This is a genomic window from Novosphingobium soli, from assembly GCF_042432915.1.
In the GTDB taxonomy this organism is placed as follows: Bacteria; Pseudomonadota; Alphaproteobacteria; order Sphingomonadales; family Sphingomonadaceae; genus Novosphingobium; species Novosphingobium soli.
The window spans coordinates 75,788-100,133 of record NZ_JBHLWK010000025.1 but is presented as its reverse complement, the minus strand read 5'-3'; the positions used below and the strand labels follow the sequence as shown (position 1 = coordinate 100,133).

Genomic DNA, 24,346 nt, shown 5'->3' with positions numbered 1-24,346 from the left:
TGCTCAGCAGCCCAGGGCCAGGTGCTTCTCCAGCCCCGCGCGCCAGTGCGACAGGCGGCTTGCGCGCGCTGGCGCGTCCATGTGCGGCGTGAAGCTGGCGATGTGGCCGCGCATCGCGACAGCCTCTTCGAGCGAGGCGTAGAGGCCCGCCCCGACGCCGGCGAGCATCGCCGCGCCCAGCGCGGTGGTCTCGATGTCGGCCGGCCGCTCGACCGGCAGGTCCAGCACGTCGGCGAGGTCCTGCGCGATCCAGTCGTTCGCGCTCATGCCGCCGTCGATGCGCAGCTTGGCCCAGGGCGCGCCGTCGGCGGCGAAGGCCTCCTGCAGGTCGTGGCACTGGTGGGCCAGCGATTCCATCGCCGCGCGCACGAGGTGCGCCCGGCTGGTCCCCAGCGTCAGCCCGGCCGCGACGCCCTGCACGTCCGGTCGCCAGTGCGGCGCCCCCAGACCGGCGAGCGCCGGCAGGAACAGCACGCCGCCGCTGTCGGAAACCGACCGCGCCAGCGCCTCCGTCTCCCCGGCCGAGCGGATGATGCCCAGCGTGTCGCGCAGCCACTTGATGAGGCTGCCGGCGACGAAGATCGAGCCTTCCAGCGCATAGGTCCGCTCCCCGCCGACCTGGTACAGCACCGTGCCGAGCAGCCGGTGGCCGGAACGGGGGAGCGCCTTGCCACGGTTGGTCAGGACGAAGGCCCCGGTGCCGAAGGTGGCCTTGGTGTCGCCATGCTCCAGGCAGTGCTGGCCGATGCAGGCGGACTGCTGATCGCCCGCGAGGCCGCAGATCGGGATGGCGCGCCCGAGCAGGTCGGCGCGCGTCTCGCCCAGCCGGCCCAGGCTGTCGACCACCTCGGGCAGCATCGCGCGGGCGACGCCGAAGATCGCCATCAGCTCATCGTCCCAGTCGGCCCCGTCGAGCGCGAGGAGCTGCGTGCGGCTGGCATTGCTGGCATCGCTGACATGCAGGCCGCCGGTCAGCTTCCACACCAGCCAGCTCTCGACCGTGCCGAAGGCCAGCCTGTCCCCCAGCGCCCCCGCCTCGGGCACGTTGTCGAGGATCCAGCGCATCTTGGTGCCGGAGAAATAAGGGTCGATCACCAGGCCGGTCCGCGCCTGGAGGTGTGCCTCCAGCCCCTGCTCGCGCAAGCTGGCGCACAGCGGCGCAGTGCGCCGGTCTTGCCAGACGATGGCGCGGGTCACCGGCTCGCCGGTCTGGCGGTCCCAGGCCACCACGGTCTCGCGCTGGTTAGTGATGCCTATGGCGGCGATCCGCTCCGCTCCCCCGGCCTTGGCGATCGCGTCGCGCGCACAGGCCAGCGTGCGGTCCCAGATCTCGGTCGCGTCGTGCTCGACCCGGCCGGGCTCGGGATAGTGCTGCGTCAGCTCGCGCTGGGCGGTCGCCAGGACCGCGCCGTCGGGCGCGTAGACGATCGCGCGGGTGGACGTGGTGCCCTCGTCCAGCACCAAGATCAGGTCGCCGCTCACGGCCGTTCCCCCCTGTGATCCTGCATGTAGCCCTCCAGGACCGCCGTCTGCGCCGCGTCGAACCGCAGCCCCAGCTTGGTGCGCCGCCAGAGCACGTCCTGCGCCGTGACGGCCCATTCGCGCGCCATCAGGTAGTCGACCTCGGCACCGGTCAGCCCATGGCCGAAGGCGGTGCCCAGCGCGGCCGGATCGGCGGCGGAGCCCAGCCATTCGCGCGCAAGCAGGCCGTAGGCCCGCCCGATCCGCTCGCAGGTGCGCGCGTCCAGGAAGGGGTAGTCACGCTGCAGCCCGGCGATCACGTCCGCCACCCCGTCCTTGGGGAAGGCTCCGCCCGGAAGCGGCGCTGTTGCGGTCCAATCGCCACCTTGCAGCGCCGCTATGTAGGGCGCCAGGCGCTCCACGGCGTCCTTGGCCAGGTGGCGGTAGGTGGTGATCTTGCCGCCGAACACCGACAGCAGCGGCAGTTTCCCGTCGGCATCGGCATCGAGGTCGAAGCTGTAGCCCCGCGTCGCCGCCTCCGGCTTGCCGGACCCGTCGTCCACCAGCGGCCGCACCCCCGAATAGCTCCAGACCACGTCCGCCGGCGCGATCTGCCGCTCGAAGTAGACGTTCGCCGCCTCGCACAAGTAGGCGATCTCCTCCTCGCTCGCGCGCACTTCGGACAACGGGCCGTGGTGGTCCCGGTCGGTGGTGCCGATCAGCGTGAAGTCGTGCTCGTAGGGAATGGCGAAGAAGATGCGCCCGTCGGCGATCTGGAAGAAGTAGGCGTAGGGATGGTCGAACATCCGCGGCACGACGATGTGCGAGCCGCGCACCAGCCGCATCTTGCGCCGGCTCGTCTCGTGCGCCCGTTCTAGGAGGTCGAGCACGGCAGGACCCGCCGCATTGACGACCGCGCGGGCGCGAAAGCTCTCGTCGCCGCAGGTGATGAGCCAGTGATCGCCCTGCCGCTCCAGCCGCGAGACGCCGGTGCGGGTCCGCACCGTCGCGCCCCGGTCGGCCGCGTCACGGGCGTTCAGCACGACCAGCCGCGCGTCGTCGACCCAGCCGTCCGAATAGACGAAAGCCGGCGCGAACCCGGGCTTGAGCGGCTTCCCGGCCGGATGCCGCCTGAGGTCGATCGACTCGGTGGCGGGCAGATCGCGGCGGCCGCCGATGTGGTCGTAGAGGAACAGGCCCAGGCGCAGCAGCCAGCGGGGCCGCAGCCCCTTCACGTGCGGCAGGACGAAGCGCATCGGCCGGATGATGTGCGGCGCGATCGACCACAGCCGCTCACGCTCGCCCAGCGCCTCGCGCACCAGGGCGAACTCGTAGTGCTCGAGGTAGCGCAGCCCGCCATGGATGAGCTTGGTCGAAGCCGAGGAGGTCCCGCCGGCCAGGTCGCCCTGCTCGATCAGGAGGACGCTGGCCCCGCGCCCGGCCGCATCGCGCGCGATGCCGCTGCCGTTGATGCCGCCGCCGATGACGGCGATGTCATGGATGTGCTGGTTCATGAGTCCTCATAGCAGGGCGATGCTGAACGCCATCGCCGTCGCCAGCGAGGCGAGAGTGGCGGCGACCACGGGCAGTGTCGCCGGCCATCCCATCTCCAGGATCAGGTCGAGGCGCGAGCGCATGGCGGTCGCCGTGACCGCCAGCAAGAGCAGCGCCTTCGACAGCGTCAGGCTGACCTGCGCGACGATGGGGGGGAACTGCGCGAGCGAGTTCACCACGACCACGGCGAGGAACAGCGTGATGAACCAGGGCAGCGCCAGCTTGCCGATCCATCCGCGGCGCGATCCGCCCGCCTCGTCGGCGAAGAAGAACGACACTATCGCGACGATCGGGGCAAGCAGCGCCACGCGCGACAGCTTGACAATCGTGGCGTAGCTGCCCGCGACGTCGGAATAGGCGTACCCGCCGCCGATCGCCTGGGCCACGTCGTGGATCGAGGCGCCGATCAGGAAGCCGGCCTGCCGGTCGTCGAAGTGCAGCACGCCCGCCAGCGGCGGGTAGAACGACATGGCCAGCGCGCTCGCCACGGATATCACCACCAGCGTCAGGGCGAACTGGCCCTGGCTGACGCGCCGCGCGCCGAGCACGCCGAACAGCGCGAGCGCGGCCGACGCGCCGCAGATCGCGGTGGCGCCCCCGGCGAGCACGCCGATCGCCGCCGACTGTCCGCACAGCCGCGCCGCGATCATCGCCGCCGCCATCGCCGCCGCCATCACCACCAGCAGCGAGACGAAGGGCACCGGGCCGAGCTCGCCGATCTGGGCCAGGGTGACCTGGGTGCCGAGCACGACGATGCCCCAGCGCAGGCAGGTCTTGGACGCGAAGTCGAGGCCCGCATGGGTTCGCGGCACGCTCGTCACGAAGTTGAGCGCCAGGCCGATCAGCAGGCCCATGAGGATGATGGGGACGCCGTGATGCTCCGAGAGCCAGGCCGCCGCGATGCTGGCGATGCAGCAGACCGCGATCCCGGGCCAGAGCCCCTTCCAGCGCTCCACCAGGCCCCCCGGCGCTGCGCTGCGCGCGGTTTCGGCAAGGAAGATCTCGCCGTACAGATCTCCGGCATGGTTGTTGATCACGTACCCTCGCCCTGAAGAACCGCCCTTTGTCGGCGACAAGAGGCTTGCTGTATGTCCTGCGTTGTCATATCAGCGTGTATGGCGATGTCGGGGCCGGGGCAAGAGCCTTTCTCGTTCGATCGCCCGACAAGCGCTGTCGCCGGACAGGATGGAGAGGACGCATGAACGACACGCCCGATGCCGCGCCGGCGGATGCACCGGCCGGTCCCGAAGCCGCGCAGGCCGCGGCCGGAGGTGCAAGGGCGCAGAACGTCCTCATCGCGCTGATCTTCCTCGCCACCGCGCTGAACTACGTGGATCGGCAGGTGCTGGCGCTGCTCAAGCCGATGCTCGAGGCCGAGTTCGCGTGGAGCGACCAGCAGTTCGCCCACCTCGGCTCGGTGTTCCAGCTGGCCGCCGCCGCCGCCCTGCTCGGCGTGGGCTGGTTCGTCGATCGCTTCGGCGTGCGCTTCGCCTATGGCTTCGCGGTGACCGTCTGGAGCCTTGCGGGGATGGCCCATGCGCTCGCCTCCACGGTGCAGCAGTTCGTCGTCGCGCGCGCCGTGCTGGCGACCGCCGAATCGGTCAACACGCCCGCAGCGATGAAGGCGACGGCGGTGTACCTGCCGATCCGCCGGCGTTCCGTGGGCATCGGCATCATCAACACCGCGCCGAACATCGGCGCCATCCTGACACCGCTGCTGATCCCGCCCTTCGCGCTCGCCTTCGGCTGGCGCGCCGCCTTCGCCGTCACCGGCGCGCTGGGACTGGTGTGGCTGCTCGCGTGGCACCTCAACACCCGTCACCTCGCGCCCGCCGGGTCGGTCCCGGCCGCCACCCGCGCGCCGCTGGCCTGGCGCGCGGCGCTGAGCGACCGGCGCAGCTGGACGGTGATCGGCGCCAAGGCCTGCACCGACCTGGTCTGGTGGTTCGTGCTGTTCTGGGCCCCCGACTTCTTCGCGCGCCACTTCGCGCTCGGCCAGGGCGAGATCGGGCTGCCGATCGCCATCGTCTTCGTGCTCGCCGCCCTCGGTGCGGTCTCCAGCGGCGTGCTCTACCCGCTGCTGCTGCAGCGCGGCCTTTCGCTGAACGCCGCGCGCAAGTCGGCGATGCTGGCCTTCGCGCTTGTCATCCTGGTGATGCCTCTGGCGCTGGTCGCGCCCAACCCGTGGCTCGCCGCCCTCTGCATCGGCCTAGGCCTGTTCGCGCACCAGGGCTTCTCGACCAACATCTTCGGCATGGCGACCGAGATCATCCCCGCCTCGCGCATCGCCACCGTGATCGCGCTGGGCGCCATCGCCGGCAATCTCACCGGCACGGGCATCATCGAAATGGCCGGCTGGTCGCTCGACCGGGGCCTCGGCTACACCCCGCTCTTCGTCGTCTGCAGCTTGGCCTACCTGGTGGCGCTGCTGTTCATCCACCTGATGCAGCCGCGGATCGTCCCCGCGGAAGACTGACCCGCTCCCGCGCAAGAGCGGGGCAGGCGTGCCTGACGATATCGAGGAGAGGTGGCGCACCCGACAGGATTCGAACCTGTGGCCTCTGCCTTCGGAGGGCAGCGCTCTATCCAGCTGAGCTACGGGTGCAGTGGACGGCCGGTTAGCAGAGGCAGGCGGGGGTTACCAGCGGCAAATTGCGCATGCGGGAGGCGCGGACGCGAGGGGCTTGCCAGTTCATGGTATGTTCTTATTATCGCGCCATGACCGCGATCGATTCCCTGTCCCCGCCGCACACCGCCCTCGACGTCGCGCGGGGGATCGCGCGGCTGTTCGCGCGCAACGGGATCTGGTGCATGCCCGAGATGCCGCTGCGCTGCGGGCGGCGGGCCGACCTGATGGGCATCGATGCCAAGGGGCATGTCTTGATCGTCGAGATCAAGGTGGCGCGCGCGGACCTGCTGGGCGACGGCAAGTGGACCGACTATCTCGACTATTGCGACCGCTTCTACTGGGGCCTGTCGCCCGCGCTCGACCGCACGCCGCTGGAAACCGACGCCTTCCTGCCCGACTGCTGCGGCGTGATCGTGGCGGACGGGTACGACGCCGAGATCCTGCGCCCGGCCCCGCTGCGCCAGATGGCCGCCGCCCGCCGCAAGGTGGAGAACGAGCGGCTGGCGCGCGCCGCGCTGCGCCGGCTGGTGACTCTGGGCGATCCGCATACCGCGCAGTGGGGCGATGACTGAGCCCCGGCACGCACGGCCGCGCGGCTCATCCGCAATTTTCTTGCGCTTCGCCGCAACGCGTACTATGTAGCGGCTCGACAACCGGCGCGCGGGTCCTCCCGCCGCAGTCCGAGAGCAGCGTGAGGCCAAGGTGCAAAGGGCGCCAAGGCCGGCCCGGACGAGCGGTTGCCGCAATGCAAGCTTCCTTCCTCACGCAGGGTCGCCCGTAACGACACCTTGCCGTGTGCGCGCGCCCTTTTTCGACCGTGCGCGCCCCCGCGCACTTTCGAAAGTGACGTATGTCCTATTTCTCCGAACTTGGCCTTGCCGAGCCCATTCTCCGCGCGCTCCAGGCCAAGGGCTACACCGATCCCTCGCCGATCCAGCGCAAGTCCATCCCGTCGCTGCTCGAAGGCCGCGACCTCCTCGGCATCGCGCAGACCGGCACGGGCAAGACTGCCGCGTTCTCGCTGCCCTCGCTCCACCGCCTGGCGCAGGACCCCAAGCCGCGCCAGAACGCCGGCTGCCGCATGCTGGTGCTCTCGCCCACGCGTGAGCTCGCCGCGCAGATCGCCGAGAACATGCGCGGCTACGCCAAGTTCCTGAACCTGACGATCCAGTGCATCTTCGGCGGCGTGCCGGTGGGCAAGCAGGCCCGCGCGCTCGAGCGCGGCTGCGACATCCTCGTCGCCACGCCCGGCCGCCTGCTCGACCTCATCGACCAGCGCGCGCTGACGCTCAAGCACGTGGAGATCTTCGTGCTTGACGAGGCCGACCAGATGATGGACCTCGGCTTCATCGTGCCGCTCAAGCGCGTCGCTGCGCTGCTGCCCAAGGCGCGCCAGAGCCTGTTCTTCTCGGCCACCATGCCGCAGGCGATCGCCGAGCTGGGCAAGCAGTTCATCAACAACCCGGTGAAGGTGGAAGTGGCCCCGCAGTCCACCACCGCCGAGCGCGTCGAGCAGTACGCGACCTTCGTCAACCAGGCGGAGAAGCAGTCCCTGCTGACGCTCAGCCTGCGCGCCGGCCTTGCGCCCGACGCCGCCGAGGAGGCCGAGCACGGCGCCATCGACCGTGCGCTCGTCTTCACCCGCACCAAGCATGGCGCCGACCGCGTCGTGCGCCACCTCGTCGCCGCCGGCATCCCGGCTGCCGCGATCCACGGCAACAAGAGCCAGGCGCAGCGAACCGCGGCGCTCGGCGGCTTCCGCCAGGGCACCGTGCGCATCCTGGTCGCCACCGACATCGCCGCCCGCGGCATCGACGTGACCGGCGTGAGCCACGTCTACAACTTCGAAATCCCGAACGTGCCCGAGCAGTACGTCCACCGCATCGGCCGCACCGCGCGCGCCGGGGCGGACGGCGTTGCCATCAGCTACGTGGCACCCGACGAGAAGCCCTATGTCCGCGACATCGAGCGCCTGACCCGCATCAAGCTGGAAGCCGTCCCGCTGCCCGAGGACTTCATGAAGCTGGCCGCGCGTCTGCCCGCACCGGCCCGCAGCGCCCCGGCCCAGCCGCAGGGCGAGCGTCGCCAGGGCGGCGGTCGCGGCAACGGTGGCAGCGCCGGTCGCAACGGCCAGCAGCCGCGCCGCGAAGGCCAGCGCAGCGACCGGCCGCAGGGCGAGCGCAACCGCTCCGAAGCGCCGCGCGGCGAGCGCCGCGAAGGCGCGGCCGGCGAGGAGCAGGGCGAGCGCAAGCGCCGCTTCCGCCCGCGCGGGCCCAAGGGGATGGGCGCCCACAAGGGTGCGGTGCGACGCGCCGGCTGACGCTTCGACCCTCCCGCGGTCAACGCGGCGGGTTGCGCGGGGGCTTCGACAAGCTCAGCCTGAGCGGGGTGGGGTGGATCCGTTCTTCCCACCCCCGTTCGGCCGGAGGCATGGAGCGCGCGGTGTGCTGGCGGGCGGCTGGCGTGCCTGGCTGGTTGGCTTGGCTGGCTTCGACCGGCTCAGCCTGAGCGGGTAAGCGGGAGCCAGCCTTCCGCGCGCTTACCCTCCTGACCTGTGCACCGTCTCACCACCCGGAACCCCGCTCATCCCGAGCGTGTCGAAGGATGGGCGCGCAGAGCGGAAGCGGTCTTCCCCGCGCTCCCCTCCGGGCCGCTCCACCGTCTCACCCCGAATCCCGCTCATCCTGAGCGTGTCGAATGATGGGAAAGCCCCACCCCGCCACCCTTTTCCCCTTCCCCTCGCCGGCCTGAGGGCATAATCCCGCGCCATGGCCGCCGCCTCCCTCTTCGCGATCTGCGCGTCCGCGCTGGCCATGACGGCGATTGTCGGGCTGCGCTACCTGGCGGCCTCGGGGCTGTTCGCCTGGATCACCGCGCGCGTGCGCCCCGGCCACTACGCCGGGCTCGACCGGCAGATCCGGCAAGAGATCGGCTGGTCGCTGCTCTCCGCCGGGATCTACGGCCTGCCCGCGGGCGTGGTCGCATGGGGCTGGCGCGAGCGCGGCTGGACGCGGATCTACGCCGATGTCCATGCGTACCCGCTATGGTGGCTGCCCGCCTCGGTGCTCGCCTACCTGCTGCTCCACGACACCTGGTTCTACTGGACCCACCGCTGGATGCATGCACCGCGCGTGTTCCGCATCGCCCACGCGGTCCACCACGCCAGCCGCCCGCCCACCGCCTGGGCGGCGATGAGCTTCCATCCGATCGAGGCGCTGACCGGCGCCGTCGTCATTCCCGCGCTGGTGTTCCTGGTGCCGATCCACGTCGCGGCACTCGGCGTGGTGCTGACGATCATGACCGTGATGGGGATCACCAACCACATGGGCTGGGAGCTGTTCCCGCGCGCCCTCGTCCACTCGCGCCTGGGGAACTGGCTGATTACGGCCAGCCACCACCAGCGGCACCACGAAAGCTACCGATGCAACTACGGGCTCTACTTCCGGCACTGGGACCATCTGTGCGGCACGGACAGAGGGCTCTCCTCGCCCTGAGCGCGGCTGCCGGCCTGGGCGCCGCCCCGCTTCTCGGCGCCGTCCCCCCGGGCGGCGGCGCGCCGTCCAACCCGGTGGTCACCGCCGACGTCACGCAGCTGCGCTCGGCCAAGGGCCAGGTCCTGGCCTGTCTCACCGCGCGCGCGGACAGCTTCCCCGACTGCGCCAGCGACCCGCTCGCCCGCAAGCTGACGGTGCCCGCAAGCGCGCCGCTGGTGCTGGATTTCGGCCGCGTTCCCGCCGGCCGCTACGCGATCTCGCTGATCCACGACGAGAACGGCAACGGCAAGCTCGACACCAGCGTGATGATCCCGCGCGAGGGCTACGGCTTCTCGAACGACGCACCGGCGCGGATGGGACCGCCTCGTTTCGCGCATGCCGCCTTCGACGTCGGCGCCGCGGATGTTCGCCTGGCGATCCGCATGCGATATCTTCTCTAGCCGCACTTGCCCGGCGGCCGCCGGCCGCCTACGCCCGTGGCGTGGCACGGGACGAGGACAACGGGCAGATCGCCGAGAAGGCGGTCGAGGCGACGACGGCAGGGCTGGTCCCGCCACCTCCGGCCGGGACCTTCTCGCCCTTTCGCTATCCCGTGTTCCGCGCGATCTGGATCGCCAACCTGTTCTCCAACCTCGGCGCGACGCTGCAGGGCGTGGGCGCGGCATGGCTGATGACCGAGCTGACGCCGTCGCACCAGCTCGTCGCGCTGGTCCAGGCCTCGGCCACCGTGCCGATCCTGCTGTTCGGGGTCTTCGCGGGTGCCATCGCCGACAACTACGACCGGCGCCAGGTCATGCTCGTGGCGCAAGTCGGCATGCTGGTCGTCTCGGCGATGCTGGCGGCGCTCGCCTACGCCCACTGGCTGACCCCGACGCTGCTGCTCGCCTTCACGCTCAGCGTCGGCATCGGCACCGCACTCAACTCGCCGGCGTGGCAGGCCTCTGTGCGCCAACAGGTCGCCCCGCGCGAGATCCCGCAGGCCATCGCGCTCAACTCGATCTCGTTCAACATCGCGCGCTCGATCGGCCCCGCGGTCGGCGGCGTGCTCATCTCGATCTGGGACTCCTCGTTCGCCTTTGCCATCAACGCGGTGAGCTACGTCGGCCTGATCGGCGTGCTGCTCTGGTGGAAGCCCGAGGCGCGGCCGGTGGAACGCCGGCCGATCCTGCCGGCGGTGGCGGTGGGCATCCGCTACTGCGCCACCACCCGGCCGCTGCGCCGCATCCTGCTGCGCGGCTTCTTCCTGGGCTTCAGCCTTTCCGCCTACCAGTCGCTGCTGCCCGCCGTGGTGAGCGGGCAGGGGCACGGCAACGAGCTCGACTTCGGGCTGATGCTCGGCCTGTTCGGGATCGGCTCGATCATCGCCGCGCCGTTCACCGGCCCGATCCGCCGGCGCTTCGGGCTGGAGGGGATCCTGACGATGGGCGCGGCGATGTTCGTCTTCTCGATGTCGCTGGTCGCCGAGGTGGACCGCATCCTCTACGCCCTGCCCGCGGCGTTCGTGGCGGGGATGGCCTGGGTCATGATCCTGACCACGCTCAACACCGCGGTGCAGCTGCGCTCGCCCGATGCGATCCTGGGCCGCTGCCTGTCGATCTACCAGGCGGTCACCTTCGGCGGCATGGCGGTGGGTTCGTGGGTCTGGGGCGCGGTGGCGGACTGGCGGAGCCTGCCGCTGGCGCTCCATGCCGGATCGGTGGTGCTGGTGGTCTCGTTCGCGGTGCTGCGCCTGGTCGCGCCGCTCCCCCGCCCGGGCGAAGGCATCCTGCGCGAGCCGGAGCCTGCGGACGCGCCGCGACCCCGCACTTAAGCCTTATTTCACCGCCGCGCTCCAGAACCGGCGCACCAGGGGCGAGTCGGGACACGGGCATGGACACAGGGCGCAGCGAACGGGCGGGCCGGGACGAGGACCCCGCCTGCGCGCCGGAAGCGGAGATCGCGCCCGGCATCGTGCCAGAGGGTGACGAGCGGCGCATGCAGGTGCGCACCTACAACTTCTGGGCCGGCCTGCTGGACGAGCGCTCCTTGCCCGACATCGCCGACCTCCACCCCGAACAGCTACCCGACTTCGGCCCGTGCAGCGTCCTGCTCGACTTCGGCGGGGGGATCGAGGACCCGCAGATCGCCTGGCTCGGCGCAAATCTGGCGCGCGAGTGCGGGGCCGAAGGGCCGATCCGCCGGCTGGCCGAGGTCCCCGCGGGCTCGCTGCTCTCGCGCATCGCCGACCACTACATGCAGATCCTCGCCAGCGAGGCGCCGATCGGCTTCGAGGCCGACTTCGTCGACCGCCGGGGGGCGCCGATCCTCTACCGCGGCATCCTCCTGCCCTTCTCGCGTGCGGGCACGCGGATCGACTTCGTCTACGGCGTGATCAGCTGGAAGGAGGGACTGCCCCCGCCTTTCGACGCCGGGGACGCCGCGCACGCGCTCGATCCGGTGCCCGCCTGGACCGACGGGCCGCTCGCGGCCTGGGCGGACGGACCTGCCGGTCCCGGGCCGTCCCCCGCAGCGGCGGGCCTGGCCGAGCGGCTCGCCTCCGCCCGCGACAGCGCCGCCGCCGCACGCGGCCATCAGCATCGCATGGAGCAGGCTTTACGCGAGGCCATCGGCCGGGCCTACGACCTTTCCCTTGCCGCGGAGGCGGCGCCGGGCGACTTCGCGCGCCTGCTCAGGATCGCGGGCATCCGGCCACGGCCGGGCCCGGGGCCGCTGGTCAAGCTGGTCTTCGGCGACGGGACCGGCCGGGCGCGATCGGCGGAGGCCTGCGCCGCGATCGCCCACGCCCGGCGGCTGGGACTGGCTGCGGGCGAACTGCCCCGCCATCTCGCCGCGACGCCGGGCGGCCTGGCCGCGGTGGTGCGGGAGGAGCGGCGCCTGCAGCGGGCGGAGCGGCGTGCGCAACAGGCGGGCGGTGCCGCCCGGGCCTGACCGCCGACGCGCTTCCCCTCGCTTGCAAATGCCCGTAGACGAAGCCTGGAGGCGGCATCGGGTCCGGCTCTTCATCGCCGGTTAAGCCCCTCCCGTCCCCAAGAGGATCGATGCCGAAGCTGCGAATTCCCGCCCTGCTCCTCTCGCTGCTGGCGCTGCTGGCGGCCGCGGCGAGCCCGGCGGCGGCGCAGTCGATCCTGCGCGACGCGGAGACCGAGGCGCTGCTGCGCGACATGTCGGCCCCGCTGGTCAAGGCTTCGGGGCTGGGCGCGGGCAACGTCGACATCGTGCTCGTCAACGACGCTTCGGTGAACGCCTTCGTCGCCGGCGGCCAGGCGGTCTACATCAACTCCGGCCTCATCGGCGAGGCCGACACCGCCGCCGAAGTGCAGGGCGTGATCGCGCACGAGCTCGGCCACGTTACCGGCGGCCATGCCGTGCTCAACCTCGGCAGCCGGGGAGCCACCAACATCTCGCTGCTCTCGCTCCTGCTCGGCGCCGCGGCCGCCGCGGCGGGCGGGGGCGAGGCGGCGATGGGCGTCATCATGGCCGGGCAGCAGGCCGCGATGGGCAAGTTCCTCGCCTACAACCGCTCGCAGGAGGCCTCCGCCGATGCCGCGGGCGCGCAGTACCTCTCGACCGCGGGGATCAGCGGGCGCGGCTCGATCGAATTCTTCAAGAAGCTGCAGAACATGGAGTTCCGCTACGGCTACCGCCCGCAGGACGGGGACGAGTTCTACTCCAGCCACCCGCTGACGGCCGACCGCATCGCCACGCTCCAGGACACCTACGAGGCCGACCCGGCCTGGACCAAGCCCGACGACGCCGCGCTGCAGCAGCGCTTCGTCCGCGCCAAGGCCAAGCTCTACGGCTTCCTGGCCGAGCCGCGCCTGGTCATGCGGCGCTATCCCAAGACCGACAACTCGGTGGCCGCGCGCTACGCCCGCGCCTATGCCTACCACCGCGAATCGCAGTTCGACCTCGCCCGCGCCGAGACCGAGGCGCTCATCGCCAGCGATCCCGACGACCCCTACTTCCTCGAGCTCGACGGCCAGATCCTGCTCGAGGCAGGCAAGGCCGCCGAGGCGCTGGCGCCGCTGCGCAAGGCGACCGAGCTGTCGGGCAACCAGCCGCTCATCGCCACGCTCTTCGGCCATGCGCTGATCGCGACCGAGGACCCGGCCAACTTCCGCGAGGCGCAGGGCGTGCTGAAGACCGCGGTGGCGCGCGACCGCGACAACCCGTTCGCCTGGTACCAGCTCGGCGTGATCTACGCCGCCAACGGCGACATGCCGCGCGCGTACCTCGCCAGCGCCGAGCAGCAGGTCCTCTCGGGCCGCATGGAAGAAGCGCTGCGCAGCGCCCAGGCCGCGGCGGCGGGGCTCCCCTCCGGCACGCCCGACTGGCTGCGCGCGCAGGACATCGAGATGCAGGCGCGGGCCGAACTGGAACGCGACAAGAAGCGGCGCTAGGGCCGCATCACCGCAAGCGAACGGACGACAAGACAGCACGATGGGCAATGCCTCCAAGTTCGCAATGATCGCCGCCGGGCTCGTGGTCCTGGGCGCGGGCACCTGGTTCGGCGGCCGCCTCGCGGTCGAGCGGGTGGTCCACGATTACATCCTCGACCACCCCGAGATCCTGCCACAGGCGATGGAGAACCTGCAGCACCGCCAGGCGTCCGAGGCGCTGGCCGCCGTGCGCGGCAGCGTCGAGACCCCCTTCCCCGGCGCCGTGCTCGGCAACCCGGCGGGCAAGGTCACGCTGGTGGAGTTCACCGACTTCGCCTGCGGCTACTGCCGCCAGAGCCTGCCCGACGTGGCCCAGCTCATCGCCAGGAACCCGGACCTGCGGATCGTGGTGCGCGAACTGCCGATCATCAGCCCGCACAGCCCCGACGCCGCCCGCATGGCGCTCGCCGCGGCCGAGCAGGGCAAGTACGCCCAGTTCCACGACGCCATGTTCGCCGCCGGGCAGGTCGACGCCGCAACGATCGAGGCGGTGGCCCGCCGCGTCGGCCTCGATCTCGACCGCGCCCGCCGCGTGGCCGCAAGCCAGACGGTGCAGGCGGAGATCACCCGCAACATGGAGCTGGCACAGCGTCTCGGCTTTTCGGGCACCCCGAGCTGGATCGCGGGCGACCGCCTGGTCCCCGGCGCCGTCGGCTTCGACCAGCTCTCCGAAGCGGTGGCCCAGGCACGCGGCGGCTGAGCGGCGGGGGCTTTGGGCTTCGACAAGCTCAGCCCGAGCGGGTTTCGCACGGCCGGGGGAGCAGGTCCAAACGTTACTCCTCCTCTCCTCCCTCCTTCAACCCAACCCCGCTCATCCTAGGCCTGCCGCCGAACCGGATTTTGCAACCTCTTCAACATCGGCTAGGCTGAAGGCATGAGCGTCCTGCCGATCCAGCCGATCCCCTTCTTCGCCAACAAGGACCGGGCCTTCTGGCGCCTGCAGGCCGTGGGCTGGGGCGGGGCGATGGTGCTGCGCACGATGTCGGCGCTGGCCAACGACCTGCCGCTGGCCTCGCTGGTGCTGGTGCTGATCGCCACCATCACCGGGTTCTCGATCTCGCTGGTGCTCTCGGTCGTCTACCGCACGCTCATCAAGCGGCGGGCGCTTGTGACCTGGGGGCTGACGCTGCTGATCCTGCCCTTCGCGGTGGGCCTGCACGCCTTCATCGACGCCTGGGTGATCTCGCTGTGGCGGACCGAAGGGGACGCCAGCTTCACCCAGCTGTTCCTCGGCGTGTTCTACCTCGACGCCACGCTGCTGGGCGCCTGGACCGCGCTCTACTACATGGTCAACTTCTACCTCCAGGTGGAGGAGCAGAACGACCAGCTGATCCGGCTGGAGAACCAGGCGACCAGCGCCCAGCTGGCCATGCTGCGCTACCAGCTCAACCCGCACTTCCTGTTCAACACGCTGAACTCGATCTCGACGCTGGTGCTGCTCAAGCAGACCGAGCCGGCCAACGCCATGCTCAGCCGGCTGTCCTCGTTCCTGCGCTACACGCTGGTGAACAAGCCCTCGGCGCGGGTCACCGTGGCGCAGGAAGTGGAGACGCTGCAGCTCTACCTCGACATCGAGCGGATGCGCTTCGAGGAGCGGCTGCGCACCACCTTCGACATCGATCCGGCCACCGAGACGGCGCTGCTGCCCTCGCTGCTGCTCCAGCCGCTGGTGGAGAACGCGATCAAGTACGCGGTCAGCCAGCAGGAGAGCGGGGCGGAGATCACCATCGCCTCGCAACTCGTCGGGCCGATGCTTCGCATCACCGTCTCGGACACCGGGCCGGGCTTGCAAAGTCCCACGACGGACAACAGGCTGTCGGGCATGACCTACGATGGAGGGGAGCCGGTCTCGACCGGCGTCGGCTTGTCCAACATTCGCGACCGCCTTTCGCAGGCCTACGGCGAGAACCACCGTTTCGAGACGGTGGAACCGCTGGAAGGCGGCTTCGCCGTGGTCATCGAGATCCCGGTGGACCGCCGGGTTCCTGCCGAGGAGGCGCCGGAAACCGCGCGCCAGCCCGTTCCGGTCGCGCGCTGAAACAATGTTGGACCGTGCGCGTTTGCCGGTCCGGAGACACTAACATATGACAATCCGCACGATCCTCGTCGACGACGAGAAGCTCGCTATCCAGGGGCTGCAACTGCGGCTCGAAAAATACCCGGACGTCGAGATCATCGACACGTGCGCGAACGGGCGCGAGGCCATCCGCAAGATCAAGACCGAAAAGCCCGACCTCGTCTTCCTCGACATCCAGATGCCCGGGTTCGATGGCTTCTCGGTGGTCAAGGGCGTCATGGAGATCGAGCCGCCGCTGTTCGTCTTCGTCACCGCCTACCAGGAGCACGCCGTGCGCGCCTTCGAGGCCAACGCGGTGAACTACCTGATGAAGCCGGTGGACGAGAGCAAGCTCGACGACACCCTCGCCCGCGTCCGCCAGCGCCTCGCCGAGAAGCGCTCGGCCGAGGAGGCGGAGAAGCTCAAGACGGTGCTGGCCGAAGTCGCTCCCGACGCGGTGGACCAGATCCCCGAGGAGACCGACCCCAACTCCGACCGCTACGAGAAGCTCATCAACATCAAGGACCGCGGCCAGATCTTCCGGATCGACGTCGATTCGATCGAGCACATCGAGGCCGCCGGCGACTACATGTGCATCCGCACCGCCGACAACTCGCTGATCCTGCGCGAGACGATGAAGGACCTGGAGCGCCGCCTCGACCCGCGCGTGTTCCAGCGCGTCCACCGCTCCACCATCGTCAACCTCAACCAGGTCCGCCAGGTGAAGCCGCATACCAACGGCGAATGCTTCCTGGTCCTCGATTCGGGCGCGCAGGTGAAGGTCAGCCGCTCCTACCGCGACGTGATCGCCCGCTTCGTGCATTGAGACGCGGTCCGAATTGACGACAGTTCGACCCTCGACCCGCTCGGCCTGGGCCTGTCGAACGCCGGGGCCGGGCGCGGATCCATCCTTCGACCGGCTCAGGATGATCGGGGTTGGGGGGCCACACGAGCGGGGTTGATGGGTCAGGGCTGGCGCGTTGCCTGCTTGGGTCAGCGCCTCGCCCGCCCGTGCTGCGATGAGCGCCGCCCCATGGCTACCCCGCCCCCAAACCCCGCTCAGCCTGAGCCTGTCGAAGGCCCCCCACGCGACCGCGCGCAGAACGCCGCAAACCGCCGTCCGCTCAGGCGGCCACCGCCTTCCCCTTGAGCGCCGCGTCGAGCCGCGCCTGGTCGAGCCCGCCTTCCCACTTCGACACCACCACGGCGGCCACGGCGTTGCCGATGAAGTTGGTCAGGCTGCGGCACTCGCTCATGAAGCGGTCGACGCCCAGGATCAGCGTCATGCCCGCCACCGGCACCGAGGGCACGATCGAGAGCGTCGCCGCCAGGGTGATGAACCCGGCCCCGGTCACGCCCGCCGCGCCCTTGGAGGAGATCATCGCCACCCCCAGCAGCAGGAGCTGTTCGCCCAGCGAAAGGTGGACGTTGCAGGCCTGCGCGATGAACAGCGCGGCGAGGGTCATGTAGATGTTGGTGCCGTCGAGGTTGAACGAGTAGCCGGTGGGCACCACCAGGCCGACCACCGGGCGCGGGCAGCCGGCGGCCTCCATCTTCTCGATCAGCAGCGGCAGCGCGCTTTCGGAGGACGAGGTGCCCAGCACCAGCAGCAGCTCGCCCTTGAGGTAGCCGACCAGGCGGAAGATCGAGAAGCCGGCCCACAGCCCGACCGCGCCCAGCACCACGACCACGAACAGGATCGAGGTAAGGTAGAACGTGCCCACCAGCACCGCCAGTTGCGCCAGCGCGCCGATGCCGTACTTGCCGATGGTGAAGGCCATCGCCCCGAAGGCGCCGATCGGGGCGGCCTTCATCAGGATGGCGACGATCTTGAACACCACCAGCGAGATGTCCTCCAGCGCCGTGAGCAACCGCTCCCCGCGCGGGCCGACCAACGGCAGGGCGACGCCGAAGAGGATCGCCACCAGCAGCGTCTGCAGGATGTTGTCGCCGGTCAGCGGCGCGAGCACGCTATGCGGGATCATGCCGAGCAGGAACGGCACCAGCCCGGCCTCGTGCGCCTTCTCGGCATACTGCGCCACGCGCGAGGCGTCGAGGCTGGCCGGGTCGATGTTCAGCCCTGCCCCGGGCCGCACCACGTTCGCGACCAGCAGCCCGACGAACAGCGCCAGCGTGGAGAAGAACAGGAAGTAGGCGAAGGCCTTGGCCGCGACGCGGCCCACCGCGGCCAGGTCGCGCATGCCGGCGATGCCGGTGACGATGGTGAGGAAGATCACCGGCGAGATGATCATCTTGACCAGGCTGACGAAGGCGTCGCCCAGCGGCTTGAGCGCCTCGCCGGTCTCCGGCCGGACATGGCCGAGGACCGCCCCGGCGACGATCGCGGCGAGCACCTGGACATAGGTGTGCGCGTACCAGGGGCGCGGCGTGGCGGGGCCGCGGGCGGCGAGCGGTGCGGGTGCGGCGCTGGCGTCGAGTTTCATCCCGGGGGGCTAGCGCGGCGGCGTCATCGTCGCAATCGCTTTGGCCCCCTCGACTTTGCCGCGCGATCGCGCGAAAGACCCGGGGCATGAGCGCCTTCTCGATCCCGGGTTTCGACCTCGCCGCCTTCGTCGACGCCACGCTTGCCGAGGACCTCGGCAGCGGCCTTCCCGGCGGCGGCCGGGACGTCACCTCCGAAAGCGTGATCGCAGCGGACGCGCGCTTTGCCGGGGTGATGGACTCGCGCGATGCCATTACCGTCGCCGGTCTCCCCCTTGCAGCGGCGTTCTTCCACGCGCTTGACCCCCAGATGACGGTCGAGATCCTCGTCGCGGAAGGCGCCCGGGTGGAGCCTGGAACCGCGCTGATGCGGCTCTCCGGCAACGCCCGGGCCATGCTCACGGCGGAACGCAGCGCGCTCAACACGGTGCAGCACCTCAGCGGTATCGCCACGCTAACCCGCTCCTATGTCGACGCTATGGGCGGCCACGCGACCCTGCTCGACACCCGCAAGACGATCCCCGGCCTGCGCCACCTGGAAAAGTACGCCACCCGCATGGGCGGCGCCCAGAACCACCGCCTGGGGCTGTGGGACGCCGCGATGATTAAGGACAACCACGTCCTCGTCGCCGGCGGCGTCGGTCCCGCCGTCGCCCGGGCCCGCGATGCCGGCGTGGCCCGGATCATCTGCGAGGTCGACCGCCTCGACCAGATCGAACCCGCGATTTCCGCGGGCGCCCACCACCTGCTGCTGGACAACATGGGGCCTGACACGCTCCGCGAAGCCGTCGCGATCGTCGCCGGGCGAGTCCCCACGGAGGCCTCAGGCGGCGTCAACCTGGCCACCATCGGCGCCATCGCCGCCAGCGGGGTCACCTACGTCTCGGTCGGCCGCCTGACCCAGAGCGCGCCCGCCGCCGATATCGGGCTGGACTTCACGCCGCTTTGAGGAGCCGCTGGCTCCTGGCCGCGACGCTGCTGGCGCTGCCCTCGCCAGCGTGGGCGCAGGCCTACCAGTGCAGGCTGCCCGCCAAGATCGCGCCGGTGCCGCCCGTCACCCCCGACGGCCCGCCGCGCCGCGCGCCGGTCTCGGGCTATACCCTGGCCGCAAGCTGGTCGCCGGACCACTGCAAGACGAGCGGCGACACCAGCTCGATGCAATGCTCGCGCCGCCACGGTCGCTTCGGCTTCGTGCTCCACGGCCTCTGGCCCGAATCGGCGCGCGGCCTCTCCCCGCAGTGGTGCGGCAGCAAGGCGAGTCCCTCGCCGCAGCTCCTTCGCCAGCACCTGTGCATGACGCCGGCGCCCCGGCTGCTCGCCCGCGAATGGGCCAAGCACGGCAGCTGCATGGCGCCGTCCCCGGCCAAGTACCTGCGCGTGAGCGCGATTCTCTGGCGCTCGATCCACTGGCCCGACGCCGACCGCCTCTCGCGCCGGCCCGAGCTCACCGCAGGGATGCTGCGCGACGAGTTCCTCGCCGCCAACCGCGGCTGGCCCCGCGAGGCCATCGGCCTGGAGGTGAGCCGCGGCGGTTGGCTGCGCGAACTGCGGCTCTGCTATCGCGCGGACTTCCGCCCCGGTCGCTGCGACGCGCGCCGGCGCGGCCCGGCCGACGCCACGCCCCTGCGGATCTGGCGCGGGCTGTAGCGCCTACCGCCGCTGGCGAAAGAAGCCGCGCAGCAGGTCCGCCGCCTCGGCCTCGCCGATTCCGGCGTAGACCTCGGGCCGATGCAGGCATTGCGGATGGTCGAAGACCCGCGCGCCGTGCTCCACCGCCCCGCCTTTGGGATCGGAAGCCGCGTAGTAGAGCCTCGCGATGCGCGCATGCGCAATGGCACCGGCGCACATTGCGCAAGGCTCGAGCGTGACCCATAGCTCGCAGCCTTCGAGCCGCTCGTTGCCCAGGAACCGTGCGGCGGCGCGAATCGCCTCGATCTCAGCATGGCTGGTGGGATCGTGACGCTCGCGCGGGCCGTTGCGCCCACGGCCGACCACCCGGCCGTCCTTCACGACGACAGCGCCGATCGGCACTTCGCCCGATTCCGCCGCTTCGCGTGCTTGCTCGAGTGCGAGCGTCATGGTTGCGGGAAGGGGCCAGCGGGTCATCGTCCTGCGCTAGCCCGCCAAAAACCTGTGTGCAACTTGACCTTCACCCGGTGAATCGGTAAGGGCGCGCCTTCCCGTGAAAACGGCACAGCAATTTTCGAGCGAGAAAGACCATGTCCCGCATCTGCGAACTGACCGGCAAGGGCCGCCAGGTCGGCTGCAACGTCAGCCACGCCAACAACAAGACCAAGCGCGTCTTCCTGCCCAACCTCCAGAACGTCACGCTGCTGTCGGACGGTCTGGAGCGCAGCTTCAAGTTCCGCGTCTCGACGCATGGCCTGCGCTCGGTCGAGCACAACGGCGGCCTCGACAACTGGCTGCTCAAGGCTGCGGACGACAAGCTGTCGCCCCGCGCGCTCAAGGTGAAGCGCGAGCTCAAGAAGAAGCAGGCCGCCTGATCGGCGCGCTCCCGTCCGGGAGCGCCCAGGGCTGCTGCTGAAGACGGCGTGCGAGGCTTCCTGCTTCGCGCGCCTTTTTCGCGTCCGCTCACTTCGGCCAGGGAAGCTGCGCGGGATCGACCGAGAGCTTCCACAACAGCGTGCGCTGGAGCACGCGCCAGTTGTTGTCGTCCGACATCAGCCAGACGACGATGCGGCCATCGGCCCGCGGCTGGACGGCGATCGCCTCGAAGTTGTCCACCGGGAGCGGCGATTCGAGCGATGCCAGGGGCACCGAGTGCCACACCGCGCCGGGACGGATGCGGGCCGTGTCCGCTATGACGATCCGGCCGGCGAAGCGCATCGGCATCGGCCAGACCAGCCGGCGCATCAGGATCAGCGCACGGCCATCCGGCAGCTCCGCCATATCCACCACCGAGAACGCATCGGGGCCGTCGAGCCGGAAGTGCGCCGGCTCGGGGTTCTCGATGGGGTCTCCCGCGAAGAGCAGCGCTTCGTGGGAGCGGCCCTCGATCCAGGACGATGTCACCTCCCGAATCGCCACGAAGCGCCCGTCGTGGAGTCGCGCCATGGCCTCGGCACCGCTGTTGGGACCCCAGCGCCGCATCGCCGGCGGGGCGATGCGCCCGGTCTCCCGCATCTCGGGTGAAAGCCGGACGATGCGATTGGTGCCCTCCAGCCCCAGCCAGAAGCGCCCGCTCACGGGGTCCCACGTCGCCGACTCGACATCGCGACTGGACTTCTCGCGACCGGAGTCCGCCAGTTTGACACTGCTGGTGCGGGGCGGCTGCGGCCGTGCGCCGGGCGGGGAAAAAGCCAGCACCTTGCCCCCATCGCTGAAGGCGAGCAGGACTCCGTCGGGGCGGACGGTCAGCGCCGAATAGCCGTAGACCTCCTCATGGGAAGAGACGATCTGCCACGCTCCCTCCAGCGCGAATGGCCCCAGTTGCCGCGCCAGGACCTCGGCCGAGGGGAGCGCCATCGGCTTCACGCCGAGCTCCGGCCGCGGTCCCATCGGCGCAGGGGGCAAGTCGGAGCGGGCCCAGGTCAGGCCAAGCACGCTCGCAGCGAGGAAGAGAGCGATGGTGCGCCGCACAAAAGCCTGAATAAGGCGTTCCCGGCCGCAGGCAAGCGCGGCCGCAGGGCCTGTGGGAATCAGCGCATCGGGCCAGTGAACAGCAGCGGGTCGAGGCGCGCCTCGTTCCATTTCAGCGACCAGTGCAGATGCGGCCCGGTGGCACGCCCGCTCATGCCGATACGGCCGATCACCTGGCCTTGGCGGACATGCTCACCTTCCTTCACGAGGATCTGCGAGCAGTGCAGGAATGCGCTGTTGAGGCCCATGCCGTGATCCAGCATCAGCAGGTTGCCCTCCAGCGTGAAGGGCCGGGCCGCGGCGAGCGTCACCACGCCATCGGCCGGGGCCACGAAGGGCGTCCCGCTGCTGCCGGTGCTGATGTCTATGCCCGAATGATACGCGCCCGGCTCCCCGCGATAGATGCGCTGCGCCCCGAACTGGCCGGAGATGCGACCCGTGACCGGCCAGACGAAGCGCTGCCGCCAGCCTTGCACATCGCTCGTCGTGGAGCGTGCGTCTTCGATCCGCGCGAGTTCCGGGGCACGAAGCGCGAGGAACGCCGCACTGGGGCCGCCGGGCTTGCGCGCGACGTTGACGTTTTCGATCCGCCAGGCCCGCGGCATGACGACGAGGCGCTGTTCGCCGGTGGTCCCGTTGGCGAACGCGATGCGCAGGAGCCCCTGCGGCCCGGCATCACGATCGAAGGCGGCAAACCAGCTGCCGTCCGGCGCGGTTCGCACCGGACGACCGTCCAGCGAAAGCGAGCGCACCCCGGCGGGCAGCGTTCCGCGGATCCAGCCGCCCTGCGTCAGCTCGCCGGTGAAGGGGATCGCCACCGGGCGGGGGCGCGCAGCGGGCGCGGTGGGCGCCACGGGCGGCGCCGCCTGCAGATCCGGCGCCGGGACGAAGACCGCGCTCGCCAGCGCGGCCGCGACCAGCGGCAGGGCCCTCCTGCGCCCTCCCGTCATGCCTCGCCGAGCAGGCGCCGGGTGGCGATCTCCGCCGTGGCGTAAGGTTCCTGGCGCTCCACGCTCCAGTAGCGCAGGGTCTCGAGCGGGATCTTCTCGCCGGTGACGGCGCAAGGGACGTAGTGGCCGGGGCTGAGCACGCGGAAGCCGTTCGGCCCGTAGGCGAGCTTCGCGGCACGGTCTGCGGAGGACATGAGCATGGCCACGATCCTAGCAGAGCCGGACGATCAGAACAAATCGCCCTGTCGCTGTGCTGCGGTCTCCGGCCGCGCCGGCTTGCGCGGCGGAGCCGCGGCGGCGCGCCCAGGTCCGCTTCCCACGACCACCGAGAGCTCGCCGTCGTGGAACTCCACCCGCAGATCGGTCTCGCGCGCCGCCGCCTCGCGGGTGGTGACGGCCCCGCCCCCTGCCGTCTTCACGAGCGCATAGCCGCGCTGGAGCGGGAGGCGCGGATCGAGCTGCGGCAGCACCCGTGCCCAGGGCGCGAGCTGCTGTTGCGCCCGCTCCAGCCGCTGCGTCAGCAGCCGCCCGGTCAGGCCGGTGCGTTCCAGATCCCTGGCTCCCGCCTGGACCCGGTGCCGCAGGAGCGGCAGCGACAGACGCCCCGCTACGTGCTGGAGCTGCCGCCCCTTGGAGCCCGCCTCGTCCAGCAAGCCGCGCCGCAGGCGTTCCGCAAGCTCGTCCAGCTTCTGTGCCTTGGCGGCCAGGATCGCCTCGGGACGGGGCAGGCGCTGCACCCGCGCGTCGAGCCGCTCGCGCCCCAGCACGACCGGGCGCAGGGCGCAGCGGCGCTTGCGCAGGGCGAGGTCCTCCAACTGCGCCAGCAGCTCGCCGCGGACCGGCACCGCCATTTCGGCCGCGGCCGTCGGCGTGGGTGCCCGGCGGTCGGCGGCATGGTCGCACAAGGTCGTGTCGGTTTCGTGCCCCACGGCCGAGATGACCGGTATGGTCGATTCGGCGACCGCCCGGACGACGATCTCCTCGTTGAAGCTCCAGAGATCCTCGATCGAGCCGCCGCCGCGCGCGACGATCACCAGGTCCGGACGCGGCACCGGCCCACCGGGCTGCAGCGCGGAGAAGCCGCGCACGGCGTTCGCGACCTGCTGGGCCGCGCCCTCTCCCTGGACCAGCACCGGCCAGACCAGCACGCGGCTGGGGAAGCGGTCGGCGAGCCGGTGGAGGATGTCGCGGATCACCGCGCCGGTGGGCGACGTGACGACGCCGATCACCTGTGGCAGGAACGGCAGCGGCCGCTTGCGTTCGGGCGCGAACAGGCCCTCCGCCGCCAGCCGCGCGCGCAGCTTCTCCAGCAGCGCGAGCAGCGCACCCTCGCCCGCGATCTCCATGCTCTCGATCACGACCTGGTACTTGGAGCGGCCCGGATAGGTGGTCAGCTTACCGGTGGCGACCACTTCCACCCCGTCCTCGGGCCGGAAGGCGAGCCGCTGGGCGCCGCCACGCCACATGACGCCGTCGATCACCGCCTTGTCGTCCTTGAGGCAGCAGTAGAGGTGCCCCGAGGCGGCGCGCTTCACGCCGGACAGTTCGCCGCGCAGTCGCACGAAGCCGAAGCGGTCTTCCACCGTGCGCTTGAGCAGGTTTGAAATCTCGCTGATCGAGAGCGGCGCGGCGTTGTCCCCGGCGACGCCCTTCGCTACCAGCCCCCCGGAACGACCATCGGCGAACTCGTCGGCATCGTAAGACTGATCGAAAGGCACGGG

Annotated in this window: 23 protein-coding genes and 1 tRNA gene; 14 read left to right on the top strand and 10 right to left on the bottom strand. The window is 70.8% G+C overall.

The window, feature by feature from the left end:
* Positions 1–3: 3 nt before the first annotated feature.
* Genes ACFFJC_RS18785 through ACFFJC_RS18775 form a run of 3 tightly spaced genes read right to left on the bottom strand, consistent with a single transcriptional unit; the run spans position 4 to position 4,052 of the window.
* Positions 4–1,482, bottom strand: a complete 1,479-nt coding sequence (locus tag ACFFJC_RS18785; protein WP_379488925.1) for a glycerol kinase — start codon at positions 1,480–1,482, stop codon at positions 4–6.
* Positions 1,479–2,975, bottom strand: a complete 1,497-nt coding sequence (locus tag ACFFJC_RS18780; protein WP_379488924.1) for a glycerol-3-phosphate dehydrogenase — start codon at positions 2,973–2,975, stop codon at positions 1,479–1,481. Before ACFFJC_RS18780 ends, ACFFJC_RS18785 begins: the two co-directional genes overlap by 4 nt.
* 6 nt (positions 2,976–2,981) lie before the next feature.
* Positions 2,982–4,052: a YeiH family protein gene (locus ACFFJC_RS18775; RefSeq protein ID WP_379488923.1), complete on the bottom strand. Its 1,071-nt coding sequence runs from the start codon at positions 4,050–4,052 to the stop codon at positions 2,982–2,984.
* 161 nt (positions 4,053–4,213) lie between these two features.
* On the opposite strand from ACFFJC_RS18775, the gene ACFFJC_RS18770 reads away from it, so the two are divergent.
* Positions 4,214–5,491, top strand: coding sequence for an MFS transporter (locus tag ACFFJC_RS18770; protein WP_379488922.1), 1,278 nt, complete (start codon positions 4,214–4,216; stop codon positions 5,489–5,491).
* Between the two features lie 52 nt (positions 5,492–5,543).
* Here the strand turns inward: ACFFJC_RS18770 and ACFFJC_RS18765 are convergent.
* Positions 5,544–5,620 (bottom strand) — tRNA-Arg (locus ACFFJC_RS18765).
* 113 nt (positions 5,621–5,733) lie between these two features.
* Between ACFFJC_RS18765 and ACFFJC_RS18760 the strand changes: the two genes are divergently transcribed.
* The 10 genes from ACFFJC_RS18760 (at position 5,734) to ACFFJC_RS18715 (ending at position 16,459) form a co-directional block, all read left to right on the top strand.
* Entirely contained in the window at positions 5,734–6,216 is a 483-nt protein-coding gene (locus ACFFJC_RS18760) for an MmcB family DNA repair protein (RefSeq protein WP_379488921.1), read from the top strand.
* 278 nt (positions 6,217–6,494) lie between these two features.
* A complete protein-coding gene (locus ACFFJC_RS18755; RefSeq protein ID WP_379488920.1) occupies positions 6,495–7,964 on the top strand; it encodes a DEAD/DEAH box helicase in 1,470 nt (489 codons plus the stop codon).
* Between the two features lie 448 nt (positions 7,965–8,412).
* Positions 8,413–9,138, top strand: coding sequence for a sterol desaturase family protein (locus ACFFJC_RS18750; protein WP_379488919.1), 726 nt, complete (start codon positions 8,413–8,415; stop codon positions 9,136–9,138).
* On the top strand, positions 9,105–9,578 hold the full coding sequence (locus ACFFJC_RS18745; protein ID WP_379488918.1) for a DUF2141 domain-containing protein: 474 nt from the start codon (positions 9,105–9,107) through the stop codon (positions 9,576–9,578). Before ACFFJC_RS18750 ends, ACFFJC_RS18745 begins: the two co-directional genes overlap by 34 nt.
* A 41-nt stretch (positions 9,579–9,619) precedes the next feature.
* Positions 9,620–10,948, top strand: a complete 1,329-nt coding sequence (locus ACFFJC_RS18740; protein WP_379488917.1) for an MFS transporter — start codon at positions 9,620–9,622, stop codon at positions 10,946–10,948.
* A gap of 59 nt (positions 10,949–11,007) precedes the next feature.
* A complete protein-coding gene (locus ACFFJC_RS18735; RefSeq protein WP_379488916.1) occupies positions 11,008–12,066 on the top strand; it encodes a PAS domain-containing protein in 1,059 nt (352 codons plus the stop codon).
* 110 nt (positions 12,067–12,176) lie between these two features.
* Positions 12,177–13,538 carry a M48 family metalloprotease gene (locus ACFFJC_RS18730; protein ID WP_379488915.1) on the top strand — a complete coding sequence of 454 codons (1,362 nt, stop codon included), beginning with the start codon at positions 12,177–12,179 and terminating at the stop codon, positions 13,536–13,538.
* Between the two features lie 40 nt (positions 13,539–13,578).
* Entirely contained in the window at positions 13,579–14,277 is a 699-nt protein-coding gene (locus tag ACFFJC_RS18725) for a DsbA family protein (protein ID WP_379488914.1), read from the top strand.
* 174 nt (positions 14,278–14,451) lie between these two features.
* Positions 14,452–15,615, top strand: a complete 1,164-nt coding sequence (locus ACFFJC_RS18720; RefSeq protein WP_379488913.1) for a sensor histidine kinase — start codon at positions 14,452–14,454, stop codon at positions 15,613–15,615.
* Between the two features lie 46 nt (positions 15,616–15,661).
* The gene (locus ACFFJC_RS18715; protein WP_379488912.1) at positions 15,662–16,459 is read left to right on the top strand and encodes a LytR/AlgR family response regulator transcription factor; all 798 of its coding nucleotides are present in this window, start codon (positions 15,662–15,664) and stop codon (positions 16,457–16,459) included.
* Between the two features lie 298 nt (positions 16,460–16,757).
* Here the strand turns inward: ACFFJC_RS18715 and dctA are convergent, their stop codons facing one another.
* Complete coding sequence (dctA, locus tag ACFFJC_RS18710; RefSeq protein ID WP_379488911.1) at positions 16,758–18,077, bottom strand: C4-dicarboxylate transporter DctA; 1,320 nt, start codon at positions 18,075–18,077, stop codon at positions 16,758–16,760.
* Positions 18,078–18,163: 86 nt separating this feature from the next.
* On the opposite strand from dctA, the gene nadC reads away from it, so the two are divergent.
* The gene (gene nadC / locus ACFFJC_RS18705; RefSeq protein WP_379488910.1) at positions 18,164–19,024 is read left to right on the top strand and encodes a carboxylating nicotinate-nucleotide diphosphorylase; all 861 of its coding nucleotides are present in this window, start codon (positions 18,164–18,166) and stop codon (positions 19,022–19,024) included.
* The gene (locus ACFFJC_RS18700; protein WP_379488909.1) at positions 19,021–19,722 is read left to right on the top strand and encodes a ribonuclease T2 family protein; all 702 of its coding nucleotides are present in this window, start codon (positions 19,021–19,023) and stop codon (positions 19,720–19,722) included. Before nadC ends, ACFFJC_RS18700 begins: the two co-directional genes overlap by 4 nt.
* A 3-nt stretch (positions 19,723–19,725) precedes the next feature.
* On the opposite strand, the gene ACFFJC_RS18695 is transcribed toward ACFFJC_RS18700, so the two are convergent.
* Positions 19,726–20,181 carry a nucleoside deaminase gene (locus tag ACFFJC_RS18695; RefSeq protein WP_379488908.1) on the bottom strand — a complete coding sequence of 152 codons (456 nt, stop codon included), beginning with the start codon at positions 20,179–20,181 and terminating at the stop codon, positions 19,726–19,728.
* A 113-nt stretch (positions 20,182–20,294) separates the two neighbouring features.
* On the opposite strand from ACFFJC_RS18695, the gene rpmB reads away from it, so the two are divergent.
* Positions 20,295–20,579 carry a 50S ribosomal protein L28 gene (rpmB, locus tag ACFFJC_RS18690; protein ID WP_379488907.1) on the top strand — a complete coding sequence of 95 codons (285 nt, stop codon included), beginning with the start codon at positions 20,295–20,297 and terminating at the stop codon, positions 20,577–20,579.
* 88 nt (positions 20,580–20,667) lie between these two features.
* Here the strand turns inward: rpmB and ACFFJC_RS18685 are convergent, their stop codons facing one another.
* From ACFFJC_RS18685 to xseA, 4 genes are read right to left on the bottom strand one after another with little or no spacing between them, the layout of a single operon-like run.
* Positions 20,668–21,675 (bottom strand): esterase-like activity of phytase family protein, encoded by a 1,008-nt coding sequence (locus tag ACFFJC_RS18685; protein WP_379488906.1) that lies wholly within the window; start codon positions 21,673–21,675, stop codon positions 20,668–20,670.
* Between the two features lie 59 nt (positions 21,676–21,734).
* Positions 21,735–22,625, bottom strand: a complete 891-nt coding sequence (locus ACFFJC_RS18680; RefSeq protein ID WP_379488905.1) for a M23 family metallopeptidase — start codon at positions 22,623–22,625, stop codon at positions 21,735–21,737.
* The gene (locus ACFFJC_RS18675) at positions 22,622–22,825 is read right to left on the bottom strand and encodes a DUF2093 domain-containing protein (protein ID WP_379488904.1); all 204 of its coding nucleotides are present in this window, start codon (positions 22,823–22,825) and stop codon (positions 22,622–22,624) included. Before ACFFJC_RS18675 ends, ACFFJC_RS18680 begins: the two co-directional genes overlap by 4 nt.
* 27 nt (positions 22,826–22,852) lie before the next feature.
* Positions 22,853–24,343, bottom strand: a complete 1,491-nt coding sequence (xseA, locus tag ACFFJC_RS18670) for an exodeoxyribonuclease VII large subunit (protein WP_379488903.1) — start codon at positions 24,341–24,343, stop codon at positions 22,853–22,855.
* Positions 24,344–24,346: the final 3 nt, after the last annotated feature.

What these genes read in the sequence shown, in the direction of transcription:
- ACFFJC_RS18780 (WP_379488924.1), bottom strand. Translation starts at nt 2,975, where the DNA reads ATGAACCAGCACATCCATGACATCGCCGTCATCGGCGGCGGCATCAAC.
- ACFFJC_RS18770 (WP_379488922.1), top strand. Translation starts at nt 4,214, where the DNA reads ATGAACGACACGCCCGATGCCGCGCCGGCGGATGCACCGGCCGGTCCC.
- ACFFJC_RS18760 (WP_379488921.1), top strand. Translation starts at nt 5,734, where the DNA reads ATGACCGCGATCGATTCCCTGTCCCCGCCGCACACCGCCCTCGACGTC.
- ACFFJC_RS18755 (WP_379488920.1), top strand. Translation starts at nt 6,495, where the DNA reads ATGTCCTATTTCTCCGAACTTGGCCTTGCCGAGCCCATTCTCCGCGCG.
- ACFFJC_RS18750 (WP_379488919.1), top strand. Translation starts at nt 8,413, where the DNA reads ATGGCCGCCGCCTCCCTCTTCGCGATCTGCGCGTCCGCGCTGGCCATG.
- ACFFJC_RS18735 (WP_379488916.1), top strand. Translation starts at nt 11,008, where the DNA reads ATGGACACAGGGCGCAGCGAACGGGCGGGCCGGGACGAGGACCCCGCC.
- ACFFJC_RS18730 (WP_379488915.1), top strand. Translation starts at nt 12,177, where the DNA reads ATGCCGAAGCTGCGAATTCCCGCCCTGCTCCTCTCGCTGCTGGCGCTG.
- ACFFJC_RS18725 (WP_379488914.1), top strand. Translation starts at nt 13,579, where the DNA reads ATGGGCAATGCCTCCAAGTTCGCAATGATCGCCGCCGGGCTCGTGGTC.
- ACFFJC_RS18720 (WP_379488913.1), top strand. Translation starts at nt 14,452, where the DNA reads ATGAGCGTCCTGCCGATCCAGCCGATCCCCTTCTTCGCCAACAAGGAC.
- ACFFJC_RS18715 (WP_379488912.1), top strand. Translation starts at nt 15,662, where the DNA reads ATGACAATCCGCACGATCCTCGTCGACGACGAGAAGCTCGCTATCCAG.
- dctA (WP_379488911.1), bottom strand. Translation starts at nt 18,077, where the DNA reads ATGAAACTCGACGCCAGCGCCGCACCCGCACCGCTCGCCGCCCGCGGC.
- nadC (WP_379488910.1), top strand. Translation starts at nt 18,164, where the DNA reads ATGAGCGCCTTCTCGATCCCGGGTTTCGACCTCGCCGCCTTCGTCGAC.
- ACFFJC_RS18695 (WP_379488908.1), bottom strand. Translation starts at nt 20,181, where the DNA reads ATGACCCGCTGGCCCCTTCCCGCAACCATGACGCTCGCACTCGAGCAA.
- rpmB (WP_379488907.1), top strand. Translation starts at nt 20,295, where the DNA reads ATGTCCCGCATCTGCGAACTGACCGGCAAGGGCCGCCAGGTCGGCTGC.
- ACFFJC_RS18680 (WP_379488905.1), bottom strand. Translation starts at nt 22,625, where the DNA reads ATGACGGGAGGGCGCAGGAGGGCCCTGCCGCTGGTCGCGGCCGCGCTG.
- ACFFJC_RS18675 (WP_379488904.1), bottom strand. Translation starts at nt 22,825, where the DNA reads ATGCTCATGTCCTCCGCAGACCGTGCCGCGAAGCTCGCCTACGGGCCG.